Genomic DNA, 12,405 nt, shown 5'->3' on the forward strand with positions numbered 1-12,405 from the left:
CCTGGTCACGCCGGCGGAATCGTCGGCTAGCTCTCGCGGCGTTCGCCGGTGGTGAGGATCATGGCGTCGATAATGCGTGTGAGCTGCTCACGGTCCGGCGGGGATCCGGTAAACAAGACATGCTGATGGATCAAGGCCGGTCCGATTCGTGCGGTCATCGGAGTCAGAGTTGCCGGGTCGATTTCGCCGGAACGCACGCCCGCCTGCAGGATGGACTCGACAATTCGCAGCCGCGGGGCCCACACCGAGTTGATGAAGATGGCGCGCAGCTCGGGCTCGTGTAGGAGCTGGCTGACGATTTCCATGCTGGGGAGGGCCGTCTTGCCGGCCAGGATTTCGCAGTTGGCGGTGAACACCGCCAGCAGATTCTCCCTTGCCGACCGGTCAGCGCGCGGCTCGGGTACCGGCGGCAAAGCGTATTGCACCGCGGCCAGCACCAGCTCACGTTTGCCGGCCCACCGCCGATACAACGCGGCTTTGCCGGTTTGGGCGCGTGCCGCGATGCCTTCCATGGTCAGCCCGCCGTATCCGGCGGATTCGAGTTCGGCCAGCGTCGCATCGTAGAGCGCACGCTCAAGCACCTCGCCGCGCCGCCGGTACGGGTTGGCCTTTGCGGGTGCGCTCACCGTCATGCTGCGATACTAGCCAACTGCGGCTTTTCCGCCGGCGCGGTTCGATCGATGCATCAGGTGAGGCCCTTTTGCTAGCCGGCGGCGGGTGACCGCAGTATCACTCCGGAACGGGTTCTTGCCGCGACGGCGCCCACAGCGCCCCCGGCCAGGCTTGCCAATCCCAGCTGGGCCCACGAGGTTCCCGACGGACCGCCCGGCGCGGAGGTCGGGACGGCTTTGGCCAACGGCGTAATCGATTTGTCCGCAACCCAGCTGGGGGGCACCGACAACCCCCCGATCGTATCCGCATTTCCCAATGTTGCCGACACCGCGGGCCTGACCGCGTTGGGTAGCAACTCCAGCGGGCCCTTGAGCGTGGGTGTCAGGCTCCGCATGGCGAGGTTGCCCATCATCTGGCCCATGTTGCTGCCCTCGACAAAGGCCAACACGTATTCCACGGGTATCGACGAGATTCGCGCGGCTGTGAGCGGGTAGGTGCCCTTCGTCAACAGCGTCCACAGCTTCGAAGGCAGATTCTTGGTCGCCGGCGCGGCGAATGACCCCACCGTCTCGGACACCGAACCGATCAGTTCATAAAGTCTGGCCAGCGCGCCCGGGTTGGCGATCGGCGCCGGGGGCGAGAACGGTGTCAGCCGTGCGGCGGCCGCCGCCATTGTGGCGTAGAGGTTCATCGCCTCGCCATCTTGGGACCAGTACTGGGCATACAGTGCATCGAGGGCAAAGATCGCGGGGGTGTGAATCCCGAAAATGTTGGTCGTGGCGAGAGCGAGGCGCGTCAGTCGGTTGGTCTCGATCACCGGCAGCGGCACGTGTGCTGCGTGCGCCGCTTCATAGGCGCCTGCCACGACGCTGATGTGGTCGGCGACGAGTTCAGCCAGGGAAGCGGTCGTGACAATCCAGGCCCGAAATGGGGCGACCGCAGCTGCCATGATCGTCGACGATGGCCCCCGCCACGATGTGATCAGCCCGTTGATCTCACTCTCGAACCGACTGGCCGCGTAGCTCAGCTCGTTGGACAGATTCTTCCAGGCGTTCGCGGCTACTAGAAACGGACGAGCGCTACCTTGGATGTTGAGGGAGTTGAACTCCGGCGGAAAAATTGTGAAATCCATTGTCGCTCAACCGCTGTCTAGGTGGAGGTGCCCGCGCGGTTGGCTAATTCGGTGAGCCAATACGAAGTCTTGCTGGTCTGAAGTGTTTGGACAAATGACTCGTGGATCACATGGGCCTGGCGCGCGATCGCCTTGTACAGCTCGCCGTGCATGGAAAACAGCATCGACGTCACGATGGACACAAGATCGTGGGCGGGGGATTCCACATTGGTGATCAGCGGCGTGACCCCGTCATCATGGGCGCTCATCGTCACCCCGATCTCGTGGAGGTTGGCGGCCGTTTCCCCAATCGAATCGGGCCGTGTGGTGACAAAAGACACGCGTGCATCTCCTTCCACTGACGTGGTCTGATGGTGGGGGTCAGCGACGACTTGGGGTTCCGCACGGCATTGTAGACGGAATCGTTCACTAAGGTATTTTCACCATAACGGCTTCGGTCACAAAACGGTAGCGATTCTGTTGAGGAATTTTTTCGACGCTCGCCCGGTAGGGTGCCTCCATGTCTGAGACGCCGCGGCTGCTGTTTGTTCATGCACACCCCGACGATGAGAGCCTGAGCAACGGCGCAACCATCGCGCACTACACCTCCCGTGGCGCACAGGTCCATGTCGTCACGTGCACCCTGGGTGAGGAGGGCGAGGTCATTGGCGATCGCTGGGCTCAACTCACCGCCGATCATGCGGACCAACTCGGTGGCTACCGCATCGGCGAGCTCACCGCGGCGTTGCGAGCGCTCGGGGTCAGCGCACCGATCTACCTTGGCGGCGCGGGTCGCTGGCGCGACTCCGGCATGGCCGGCACAGACCAGCGGAGTCAGCGGAGATTCGTCGATGCTGACCCCCGGCAGACCGTCGGGGCATTGGTCGCGATCATTCGCGAGCTGCGGCCGCATGTCGTGGTGACCTATGACCCCAATGGCGGTTACGGTCATCCTGACCACGTGCACACCCACACCGTCACTACCGCCGCGGTGGCCGCAGCGGGTGTTGGGTCCGGTACCGCAGATCACCCCGGCGACCCGTGGACGGTGCCGAAGTTCTACTGGACGGTCTTGGGTCTGAGCGCGCTCATTTCGGGCGCGCGAGCCCTGGTCCCCGACGATCTGCGACCCGAATGGGTGTTGCCGCGGGCCGACGAGATTGCATTCGGGTACTCCGACGACGGTATCGACGCCGTCGTCGAGGCCGATGAGCAGGCGCGAGCCGCCAAGGTTGCGGCACTGGCTGCCCATGCCACCCAAGTTGTCGTCGGCCCGACCGGCCGGGCCGCCGCCTTGTCGAACAACCTGGCACTGCCCATCCTGGCCGATGAGCATTACGTGCTCGCCGGCGGCTCCGCGGGCGCCCGCGATGAACGTGGCTGGGAAACTGATCTGCTCGCCGGTCTGGGCTTCACCGCGTCCGGCACGTAGGCTGCCAACCAGGCAGCCACGGAAGGAACCCCATGGACCCCGACCTGGACCCTAACCTGCAGCATTGGCAGGACCGACTCGACAGCCTGCAGTGGGTCATCGGGTCGATACTCTCTCAGATCGACAGCGTGCCAACCTGACCACCGGCGCGACAGATCGAGCAATCCGTTTGGTTGTCCTGGCCCTGTTGACTGTCGACGGGGTCGTGTCTGCGCTTGCCGGGGCTCTGCTGATGCCCTGGTATATCGGCTCGGCTCCGTTTCCGATCAGTGCCTTGATCAGTGGATTGGTCAATGCTGCGCTGGTGTGGGCCGCAGCGCGATGGACCACATCGTCGCGGGTGGCCGCGCTGCCCCTGTGGGCGTGGCTACTGACGGTAGCGGCGATGAGCTTCGGCGGCCCTGGCGACGATGTCATTCTGGGTGGCCAGGGCCTGCTGGTCTACGGCGCGCTGGTGTTCGTCGTGGCAGGGGCCGTGCCACCGGCGTGGGTGCTGTGGCGGCGCAGGGTCCAAGCTGACGGATCTGGCTAGTCCGAAGTTAGGGCAAAGACGGGAATCCCGGCGGGCTGATTGGCGGCAACGGCGGCAGGAAGCCGCGTATCCAGTTGATCTCGGTGTTGATGAATTGGTTGATCGATGCCGCGGTGGCCGTTTCGATATTGGTTAGTGCCTGGCTGAAAGTGACTGTCCCGTCCACGAAGTCGATCGCATTGAACAGGACTGCCTGCACGATGGGCTCGCCGAGGTAATAGAAGAAGTTGATCTGCGGTGCCAGTATGCCGATGTAGGGCAGCCATCCCACCGCCCATGCGGTGAGGTTGAAGCCGTACTGCACCCACGGTTCGACGGCGTTGTAGAGATTCTTGATTGCGTTGCCGATCGACTCGGCGGCCAGAGCCGGCAGCGCCGCGGCGGCGGCCGCTCCGGCGCGCGGCAGCAGGGCGCCGACGGCGGACAAACCGCTGGCCCCACCGGTGGGTTGGAGCTGCAGTGCACCGCTGGCAGCGGCATTTGCAGCGGCGCTACCGCCAAGTGCACTGGAGCCGCCAGTGCCGAGGAACATGCTTTGGACCCGGCTCAGCGCGTTCGAGCCCCCACCCGTCGAGGCGTCGGCGCTAATCAGTGGATGCCCCAGCAACGCTCTTGCGGGCGCATTCACGGCGTTCACCATGGTCTGCGCGGCGCTGGCCTCGGCGGTTGCATACGCGTCTGCACTTGCTCTCAGCGCCTGCACGAACTGGTCGTGGAAGGCTGTCATCATCTGCCGGCTGAGCTGCTGATACCCCTGAGCATGCGCGGAAAGCAGCGCGGCGACCTGAGTCGAGACCTCGTCCGCGGCTGCGGCCAGGACTCCGGTGGTGGGAACCGCCGCAACCACATTGGCGGCGTTAAGAGTCGAACCGATACCGGCCATGTCCGCAGCGGCCGCCGCCAGTGCCTCTGGCGCCGCGAACACAAACGACATCTCGTACCTTCTCCTGGTTCACCACGCGGCGGCTGTCGCCGGGGGCTTGTTCAGACGCTGGCCTCTCACGGATGGTATCGCGATCGGCTGTGACCTGCGCCTTACTCCACCAAACCGTTGGTGCCGGACGGTCGACGGCGTGCCGAGCTCGGCCTGGCGCTACTGTTGCGCTTATGGCGCCAAGGTTGGCCAGCATCTCACCTGGTGGGGCGTGCGGATGATATCAGATTGCAGGGAAGGTATACCAACGTGCCGCAGCCTGTAGGTCGGAAGTCCACCGCTCTGCCGAGTCCCGTTGTACCGCCCCAGGCAAATGCCTCAGCGTTGCGGCGGGTACTGCGACGGGCCCGAGATGGTGTCACGCTGAACGTGGATGAGGCGGCCATAGCGATGACCGCACGCGGTGACGAGCTGGCCGACCTGTGCGCGAGCGCCGCGCGGGTGCGCGATGCGGGTCTCGTGTCGGCCGGCCGGCACGGGCCCAGCGGCAGGTTGGCGATCAGCTATTCGCGCAAGGTGTTTATCCCGGTCACCCGGTTATGCCGGGACAATTGCCACTATTGCACGTTCGTCACCGTGCCGGGCAAGCTACGCGCCCAAGGTTCCAGCACGTATATGGAACCCGACGAGATCCTCGACGTTGCCCGCCGAGGTGCCGAATTCGGTTGCAAGGAAGCGCTATTCACTCTCGGTGACCGTCCGGAGGCGCGTTGGCGCCAGGCACGCGAATGGCTCGGCGAACGGGGCTATGACTCCACGTTGTCCTACGTGCGCGCGATGGCAATCCGTGTGCTGGAGCAAACCGGGCTGTTGCCGCACCTGAACCCGGGTGTGATGAGCTGGTCGGAGATGTCGCGGCTCAAACCGGTGGCGCCGTCGATGGGCATGATGCTGGAGACGACCTCGCGACGGCTGTTCGAAACCAAGGGGCTCGCCCACTACGGCAGCCCTGACAAAGACCCGGCGGTGCGGCTGCGTGTCCTGACCGACGCCGGCCGGTTGTCCATTCCGTTTACCACCGGTCTGTTGGTCGGCATCGGCGAGACGCTATCCGAGCGCGCCGATACGTTACATGCGATTCGCAAGTCGCACAAGGAGTTCGGGCATATCCAAGAAGTGATCGTGCAGAACTTCCGCGCCAAGGAACACACCGCGATGGCCGCCTTCCCCGATGCCGGAATCGAGGATTACCTGGCGACGGTTGCGGTGGCGCGGCTGGTGCTGGGCCCGGGCATGCGCATCCAGGCGCCGCCGAACCTGGTGTCTGGCGACGAATGCCGGGCGCTGGTTGGCGCCGGGGTCGACGACTGGGGCGGTGTCTCACCGTTGACGCCCGACCATGTCAACCCCGAACGGCCCTGGCCCGCTTTGGACGAGCTGGCGGCGGTCACCGCCGAAGCCGGCTACGACATGGTGCAGCGGCTGACCGCGCAACCCAAATACGTACAGGCGGGCGCGGCGTGGATCGACCCGCGGGTGCGGGGACATGTGGTGGCGCTGGCGGATCCGGCGACCGGCCTGGCCCGCGACGTCAACCCGGTGGGCATGCCGTGGCAGGAGCCCGACGACGTGGCGTCCTGGGGCCGGGTCGATCTGGGCGCAGCGATCGACACTCAGGGCCGCAATACCGCAGTGCGCAGCGACCTGGCCAGCGCCTTCGGTGACTGGGAATCGATCCGCGAGCAGGTGCACGAGCTGGCGGTCCGCGCTCCGGAACGCATTGACACCGATGTGCTTGCCGCCCTGCGATCGGCGGAGCGTGCGCCCGCCGGCTGCACCGACGGCGAGTATCTGGCGCTTGCCACCGCCGACGGTCCTGCGCTGGAAGCCGTTGCCGCACTGGCTGATTCGTTGCGCCGCGATGTCGTCGGCGACGAGGTGACCTTTGTGGTCAACCGTAACATCAACTTCACCAACATCTGCTACACCGGTTGCCGGTTCTGCGCGTTCGCCCAGCGAAAGGGTGACGCCGACGCCTACTCGCTGTCGGTCGGAGAGGTCGCCGACCGGGCATGGGAGGCCCACGTCGCCGGGGCCACCGAAGTATGCATGCAGGGCGGTATCGATCCCGAGCTACCGGTCACCGGCTACGCCGATCTGGTTCGTGCCGTCAAGGCGCGGGTGCCCTCCATGCATGTGCACGCGTTTTCCCCGATGGAGATCGCCAACGGCGTCACCAAGAGCGGGCTGAGCATTCGCGAGTGGCTGATCGGCCTGCGCGAGGCCGGGCTGGATACCATCCCGGGTACCGCCGCGGAAATCCTGGACGACGAGGTTCGCTGGGTGCTGACCAAGGGCAAGCTGCCGACGTCATTGTGGATCGAAATCGTGACGACCGCCCACGAGGTGGGTCTGCGGTCATCATCGACGATGATGTACGGGCATGTGGACAGTCCACGGCACTGGGTCGCCCATCTTAACGTGCTGCGCGATATTCAGGACCGTACCGGCGGCTTCACCGAGTTCGTCCCGTTGCCGTTCGTGCACCAGAATTCACCGTTGTACCTGGCCGGTGCGGCGCGCCCCGGGCCCAGCCATCGCGACAACCGCGCGGTACATGCTTTGGCGCGGATCATGTTGCACGGCCGCATCTCGCACATTCAGACCAGCTGGGTGAAACTTGGAGTGCGGCGCACCCAGGTGATGCTCGAAGGTGGCGCCAACGACCTGGGCGGCACGCTGATGGAGGAGACCATCTCGCGGATGGCCGGTTCCGAACACGGATCGGCCAAGACCGTCGCTGAGCTGGTCGCGATCGCCGAAGGCATCGGCCGCCCGGCGCGCCAGCGCACTACCACATACGCCCTGCTTGCGGCCTAGCCCCGGCGACGATGCCGGGTCGCGGGATGCGGCCCGTTGAGGAGCGGGGCAATCTGGCCTAGCCCCGGCGACGATGCCGGGTCGCGGGATGCGGCCCGTTGAGGAGCGGGGCAATCTGGCCTAGCCCCGGCGACGATGCCGGGTCGCGGGATGGGGCCCGCATGGGCTTAATAGTTGTTGCAGGAGCCGGCAACCGACTCGACAAGGCCGATGTACTGTGCCGCCCCCGGCACAGCTTGCAATTGCGCGGCCATGGCAGCGCGCTGAGGTGGCGGTGCGGCGAGGAAATTGCGCAAATAGGACTGCGCCACCGGTGAGGCGTTGAACTGTGCGGCAGCCCCCGGATCCGTCGCGTTGAGCGCAGCTACTACCTGCCCGTAATTGCAGGTGGTGTTAATGACCGCGTCCACGGGATCTGCGGAGGCGACCCCGGCCCCGACGGTCAACGACATTGCCACGGCGCCTACACCGGCGCTCAATGCGGTCAACGACAGCCTCATTTATGGACACCTTCCCCAAACTATTGCACCGTCGTTAAGACGGCGACGACATCTGCCCAGCGGTTGCCGTCTGCGGTCGAGGGTACCAGGCGCCGTGGGCTTGCTTCTCTCAAACTGGTTATCGGGCGACACTGCGCGGCCATACCAATCTGCAGGTCAGCAGCGATGAAACAACGTTGTTTACAGCCCGAGAAATGAGTTTATAGCCTGGCCGCAAGTTCGGTGCCTTGCTTGATGGCGCGCTTGGCGTCCAACTCAGCGGCAACCGCCGCGCCACCGATGATGTGCGGGTTAATGCCGTGCCGGCGCAGTTCACTCTCCAGATCTCGCACCGGTTCCTGGCCGGCGCAGACCACTACGTTGTCCACCGCCAGCAGCTGGGGCCGCCTGCGCTTCGGGCCGAAGCTGATGTGTAGGCCGTCGTCGTTGATCTGTTCGTAGTTCACCCCAGACAGCTGATGAACGCCCTTGGCCTTCAACGACGCCCGGTGGACCCATCCGGTGGTCTTGCCGAGCCGCTTGCCCTGCGGGCCTTTGGTGCGCTGCAGTAGGTACACCTCACGGGCGGGCGGCGCCGGCAGTGGAGTCGTCAACGCTCCGCGGGCTTCTCGCGGATCAGCGACCCCCCATTCGGCCTTCCACTCTTTGAGGTTGAGGGTGGGTGAGGAGTCGGTGACCAGCAGTTCGGTGACGTCGAAGCCAATGCCGCCGGCGCCGACGACAGCCACGGTTCGCCCGACCGGTCTGACACCGGTGATGGCTTCGGCGTAGGTTAACACCATGGGGTGGTCGATGCCGGGGATGGCCGGAATGCGCGGTGCCACGCCGGTGGCCAAGACGACCTCGTCGTAGCCGGTCAACTCCTGGGCGGCCACCCGAGTGCCCAGTCGCACCTCGACACCGTGTTTGGCCAGAATCGTCGAGAAATACCGGATGGTTTCGCTGAATTCCTCTTTGCCGGGAATGCGGCGGGCCATGTCAAACTGTCCACCGATAAAGTCGTTGGCCTCGAACAGCGTGACCCGGTGACCCCGTTGCGCGGCGTTGGCCGCCGTGGCCAGCCCGGCTGGTCCAGCCCCGACGACGGCCACCGAGCGGGCGCGCCGGGTCGGGGACAGCACCAACTGCGTCTCGCGCCCGGCGCGTGGATTGAGCAGACACGACACCGTTTTCCTGGCAAATGCGTGGTCCAGGCAGGCTTGATTGCAGGAGATGCAGGTGTTGATTTCGTCGACCCGATTGGACTGCGCCTTGAGCACCCAGTCCGGGTCGCTCAGCATCGGCCGGGCCATTGATATCAGCCGCACCTGGGTTTCGGCCAGAATCCGTTCCGCGGCCTGCGGCATGTTGATCCGGTTGGACGCCACCACCGGGATAGTGACGTGTTCGGCGACGGCGCTGCTGATGTCGACAAACGCGCCGCCCGGCACTGAGGTGACGATAGTGGGCACCCGGGCCTCGTGCCAGCCGAAGCCGGAGTTGATGATGGTTGCGCCTGCCCCTTCCACTTCGGTTGCCAGCGCGACGATTTCATCCCAACTCTGGCCTTCTGCAACGTAGTCGGCCATTGACAGCCGGTAACAGATGATGAAGTCGCATCCGACGGCGGCGCGGCTGCGTCGGATGATCTCGACCGGGAACCGGCGACGGTTGGCCGGTGTGCCGCCCCACGAGTCGGTGCGCTTGTTGGTGCGCGGCGCCAGGAACTGATTGAGCAGATACCCTTCGCTGCCCATGATTTCGACGCCGTCGTAGCCGGCATCGCGGGCCAACTGCGCGCAGCGGGCGAAATCCGCGATGGTCGCTTCGACCCCGCGAGCCGATAGTGCTCGCGGACGAAACGGGGTGATCGGCGCCTTGATCGGCGAGGCGCTGACCGCAAGTGGGTGGTAGGCGTAGCGTCCGGCGTGCAGGATTTGCAGCAGGATCTTTGCACCCGAATCGTGGACCGCCCTGGTGATTCGGCGGTGCCGTCGGGCTTGCGCCGAAGTGACGAGTTCGGAGGCGAACGGCAGCAGCCATCCGGTGCGGTTGGGCGCGTAGCCACCGGTGATGATCAGCCCGACGCCGCCGCGTGCACGTTCGGCGAAGTAGTCGGCGAGCCGATCGATATGGCGGGCCCGGTCTTCCAGTCCGGTGTGCATCGAACCCATAACCACCCGGTTGCGCAGCGTGGTAAACCCAAGGTCCAACGGGGACAGCAGATTTGGGTATGGATTTGTCATCGCTTCTCCTGGAGCGCTTCAGCTACTTCGTCGAGCCAATCGATGGCACTTTCTTCGGCTCGGATTCCGCCGCGCAGCACGAGGTATTGATGCAGTGCGGCGCCATCGAGCGCCGACGGATCTGCGAAGGTGCGCTTCTCGATACCGCGATAGGTGTCCAGTGACTTGACACGCTCGGCGCGCAGCGCGGTGACTTGGGTATACAGCGCGGCAACGTCTCCGTAGCCGGCGCCACGCAGCTTGACGGCGATATCGCGCGTGCTGCTGTCGGTCAGCGCACTGCCGCGGCCGGGCCTGGTCGGGCTGAGCGGCTCGGCGATCCAGCGAGCCAGCTCGGCCCGGCCGCTGTCGGAGATCGCGTATACCTTCTTGTCGGGCCGGCCATGCTGGAGCACGGTCGTCGCGCGCACCCAGTTGTTGTTCTCCATCACCCGTAACGTCCGATAGATCTGCTGATGGGTTGCGGTCCAGAAATAGCCGATGGAGCGATCGAATCGGCGGGCCAACTCGTAGCCCGAGCTGGCCTGTTCACACAGCGACACCAAGATCGCGTGGGGTAGCGCCATCCGGGCAGCATAGACGGCAAGCCGGATTGCTATGCAACTAGGTGCATATTGACCGTGTACGCCGACGCATGTGCCAAGTGGTCGACGTGTATGTGCAACGTCTAGTATCAGTAACCGAACGCATTGCCTCAGCAGGGCCCGGAGGAAGCCTTGGCGAGGTGGACAGCAGCCCACACATAGCGGTATCTGGAAGACATGTTGAGGAGACGTCCGTGACGTACACGATCGCCGAACCCTGTGTCGACATCAAGGACAAGGCATGCATTGAGGAGTGCCCGGTCGATTGCATCTACGAGGGCGCCCGGATGCTGTATATCCACCCCGACGAATGCGTCGACTGTGGGGCTTGCGAGCCGGTCTGCCCCGTTGAAGCTATCTTCTACGAAGACGATGTGCCCGAACAGTGGAGCCATTACACCCAGATCAACGCCGATTTCTTCGCCGAGCTGGGATCGCCGGGCGGTGCGGCCAAGGTTGGCATGACCGAGAACGACCCGCAAGCGGTCAAGGATCTGGCGCCGCAGAGCGAGGACGCCTGAGCCGGCTGGGGGCAGCACCCGCTCGCGGCGGAGTGTCGGCGTCTCTGCCCGTCTTCCCCTGGGACACCTTGGCCGACGCGAAAGCGCTGGCCGGGGCCCATCCGGATGGCATCGTCGACCTCTCCGTCGGCACTCCGGTCGACCCGGTCGCACCGCTGATCCAGGAGGCGCTGGCGGCGGCCAGTGCCGCCCCTGGCTATCCGGCGACCGCCGGCACCGCACGGTTACGTGAGTCTGTGGTGGCAGCGCTGGCTCGCCGCTACGGCATCACCAGGCTGACCGAGGCGGCCGTGTTGCCGGTTATCGGCACCAAGGAACTCATCGCCTGGTTGCCGACGTTGTTGGGCCTGGGCGGTGCGGATCTGGTCGTCGTGCCCGAATTGGCATATCCGACTTATGACGTCGGCGCCCGCCTGGCCGGAACGCGGGTGCTGCGTGCGGATGCGCTGACCCAGCTGGGTCCGCAATCCCCGGCACTGCTCTACCTGAACTCGCCGAGCAACCCGACCGGACGGGTGCTGGGTGTCGACCATTTGCGCAAGGTGGTCGAGTGGGCCCGGGGCAGAGGCGTTCTCGTGGTTTCCGACGAGTGCTACCTGGGATTGGGCTGGGACGCCGAACCGGTTTCGGTGCTACATCCCTCGGTGTGCGACGGCGACCACACCGGGTTGCTGGCTGTGCACTCACTATCGAAGAGCTCATCGCTCGCCGGCTACCGAGCGGGTTTCGTCGTCGGTGACCTCGAGATCGTTGCCGAGCTACTAGCGGTGCGCAAACACGCCGGGATGATGGTGCCGGCGCCGGTACAGGCGGCTATGGTGGCCGCGCTGGACGACGACGCGCACGAAAGGCAACAGCGGGAGCGCTACGCACAACGGCGTGCCGCGCTGTTGCCGGCGCTGGGCTCCGCGGGTTTTGCGGTCGACTATTCGGACGCCGGATTGTATCTATGGGCCACTCGCGGCGAGCCGTGCCGCGACAGTGCCGCGTGGCTGGCGCAGCGGGGCATCCTGGTGGCACCGGGTGATTTCTACGGCCCGGGTGGGGCTCAGCACGTGCGGGTGGCGCTGACGGCCACCGACGAGCGGGTTGCGGCGGCGGTCGGACGGCTCACCTGTTAGCGCGAACAGACGC

12 protein-coding genes and 3 other annotated features are annotated in these 12,405 nt (G+C 65.3%); of the genes, 5 read left to right on the forward strand and 7 right to left on the reverse strand.

What is annotated here, in order from left to right:
• Window positions 1-26: 26 nt before the first annotated feature.
• The 3 genes from Rv1167c to lipX form a co-directional block, all read right to left on the reverse strand.
• Window positions 27-632, reverse strand: a complete 606-nt coding sequence (locus Rv1167c) for a transcriptional regulator (protein NP_215683.1) — start codon at window positions 630-632, stop codon at window positions 27-29.
• Between the two features lie 71 nt (window positions 633-703).
• A complete protein-coding gene (gene PPE17 / locus Rv1168c; protein ID YP_177791.1) occupies window positions 704-1,744 on the reverse strand; it encodes a PPE family protein PPE17 in 1,041 nt (346 codons plus the stop codon).
• Window positions 1,745-1,761: 17 nt separating this feature from the next.
• On the reverse strand, window positions 1,762-2,064 hold the full coding sequence (gene lipX, locus Rv1169c; protein ID YP_177792.1) for a lipase LipX: 303 nt from the start codon (window positions 2,062-2,064) through the stop codon (window positions 1,762-1,764).
• A gap of 179 nt (window positions 2,065-2,243) precedes the next feature.
• On the opposite strand from lipX, the gene mshB reads away from it, so the two are divergent.
• Both mshB and Rv1171 read left to right on the forward strand, forming a co-directional pair.
• Window positions 2,244-3,155, forward strand: coding sequence for a 1D-myo-inositol 2-acetamido-2-deoxy-alpha-D-glucopyranoside deacetylase (mshB, locus tag Rv1170; RefSeq protein ID NP_215686.1), 912 nt, complete (start codon window positions 2,244-2,246; stop codon window positions 3,153-3,155).
• 91 nt (window positions 3,156-3,246) lie between these two features.
• Window positions 3,247-3,687 (forward strand): hypothetical protein, encoded by a 441-nt coding sequence (locus tag Rv1171; protein NP_215687.2) that lies wholly within the window; start codon window positions 3,247-3,249, stop codon window positions 3,685-3,687.
• 7 nt (window positions 3,688-3,694) lie between these two features.
• On the opposite strand, the gene PE12 is transcribed toward Rv1171, so the two are convergent.
• Window positions 3,695-4,621 carry a PE family protein PE12 gene (PE12, locus tag Rv1172c; RefSeq protein ID YP_177793.1) on the reverse strand — a complete coding sequence of 309 codons (927 nt, stop codon included), beginning with the start codon at window positions 4,619-4,621 and terminating at the stop codon, window positions 3,695-3,697.
• Window positions 4,622-4,870: 249 nt separating this feature from the next.
• Between PE12 and fbiC the strand changes: the two genes are divergently transcribed.
• Window positions 4,871-7,441 carry an FO synthase gene (gene fbiC / locus Rv1173; RefSeq protein NP_215689.1) on the forward strand — a complete coding sequence of 857 codons (2,571 nt, stop codon included), beginning with the start codon at window positions 4,871-4,873 and terminating at the stop codon, window positions 7,439-7,441.
• Window positions 7,435-7,496 (forward strand) — a repeat region (62 bp direct repeat copy 1,GGCCTAGCCCCGGCGACGATGCCGGGTCGCGGGATGCGGCCCGTTGAGGAGCGGGGCAATCT). (Overlaps the previous gene by 7 nt.)
• Window positions 7,497-7,558 (forward strand) — a repeat region (62 bp direct repeat copy 2,GGCCTAGCCCCGGCGACGATGCCGGGTCGCGGGATGCGGCCCGTTGAGGAGCGGGGCAATCT).
• Window positions 7,559-7,601: a repeat region (62 bp direct repeat partial copy 3 (43/62 bp),GGCCTAGCCCCGGCGACGATGCCGGGTCGCGGGATGGGGCCCG), on the forward strand.
• A gap of 7 nt (window positions 7,602-7,608) precedes the next feature.
• Here fbiC and TB8.4 read toward each other — a convergent pair.
• The 3 genes from TB8.4 to Rv1176c form a co-directional block, all read right to left on the reverse strand.
• A complete protein-coding gene (gene TB8.4, locus Rv1174c; protein NP_215690.1) occupies window positions 7,609-7,941 on the reverse strand; it encodes a low molecular weight T-cell antigen in 333 nt (110 codons plus the stop codon).
• 200 nt (window positions 7,942-8,141) lie between these two features.
• Window positions 8,142-10,166, reverse strand: a complete 2,025-nt coding sequence (fadH, locus tag Rv1175c) for an NADPH dependent 2,4-dienoyl-CoA reductase FadH (RefSeq protein ID NP_215691.1) — start codon at window positions 10,164-10,166, stop codon at window positions 8,142-8,144.
• Window positions 10,163-10,732 (reverse strand): hypothetical protein, encoded by a 570-nt coding sequence (locus Rv1176c; protein ID NP_215692.1) that lies wholly within the window; start codon window positions 10,730-10,732, stop codon window positions 10,163-10,165. Before Rv1176c ends, fadH begins: the two co-directional genes overlap by 4 nt.
• 212 nt (window positions 10,733-10,944) lie before the next feature.
• Here Rv1176c and fdxC point away from each other — a divergent pair, with 212 nt between their 5' ends.
• On the forward strand, window positions 10,945-11,271 hold the full coding sequence (gene fdxC / locus Rv1177; RefSeq protein NP_215693.1) for a ferredoxin FdxC: 327 nt from the start codon (window positions 10,945-10,947) through the stop codon (window positions 11,269-11,271).
• Between the two features lie 32 nt (window positions 11,272-11,303).
• Window positions 11,304-12,392 (forward strand): aminotransferase, encoded by a 1,089-nt coding sequence (locus tag Rv1178; protein ID NP_215694.1) that lies wholly within the window; start codon window positions 11,304-11,306, stop codon window positions 12,390-12,392.
• The last annotated feature ends 13 nt before the right edge of the window (window positions 12,393-12,405 follow it).

The sequence above is a fragment of the Mycobacterium tuberculosis H37Rv genome (genome assembly GCF_000195955.2).
GTDB lineage: Bacteria > Actinomycetota > Actinomycetes > Mycobacteriales > Mycobacteriaceae > Mycobacterium > Mycobacterium tuberculosis.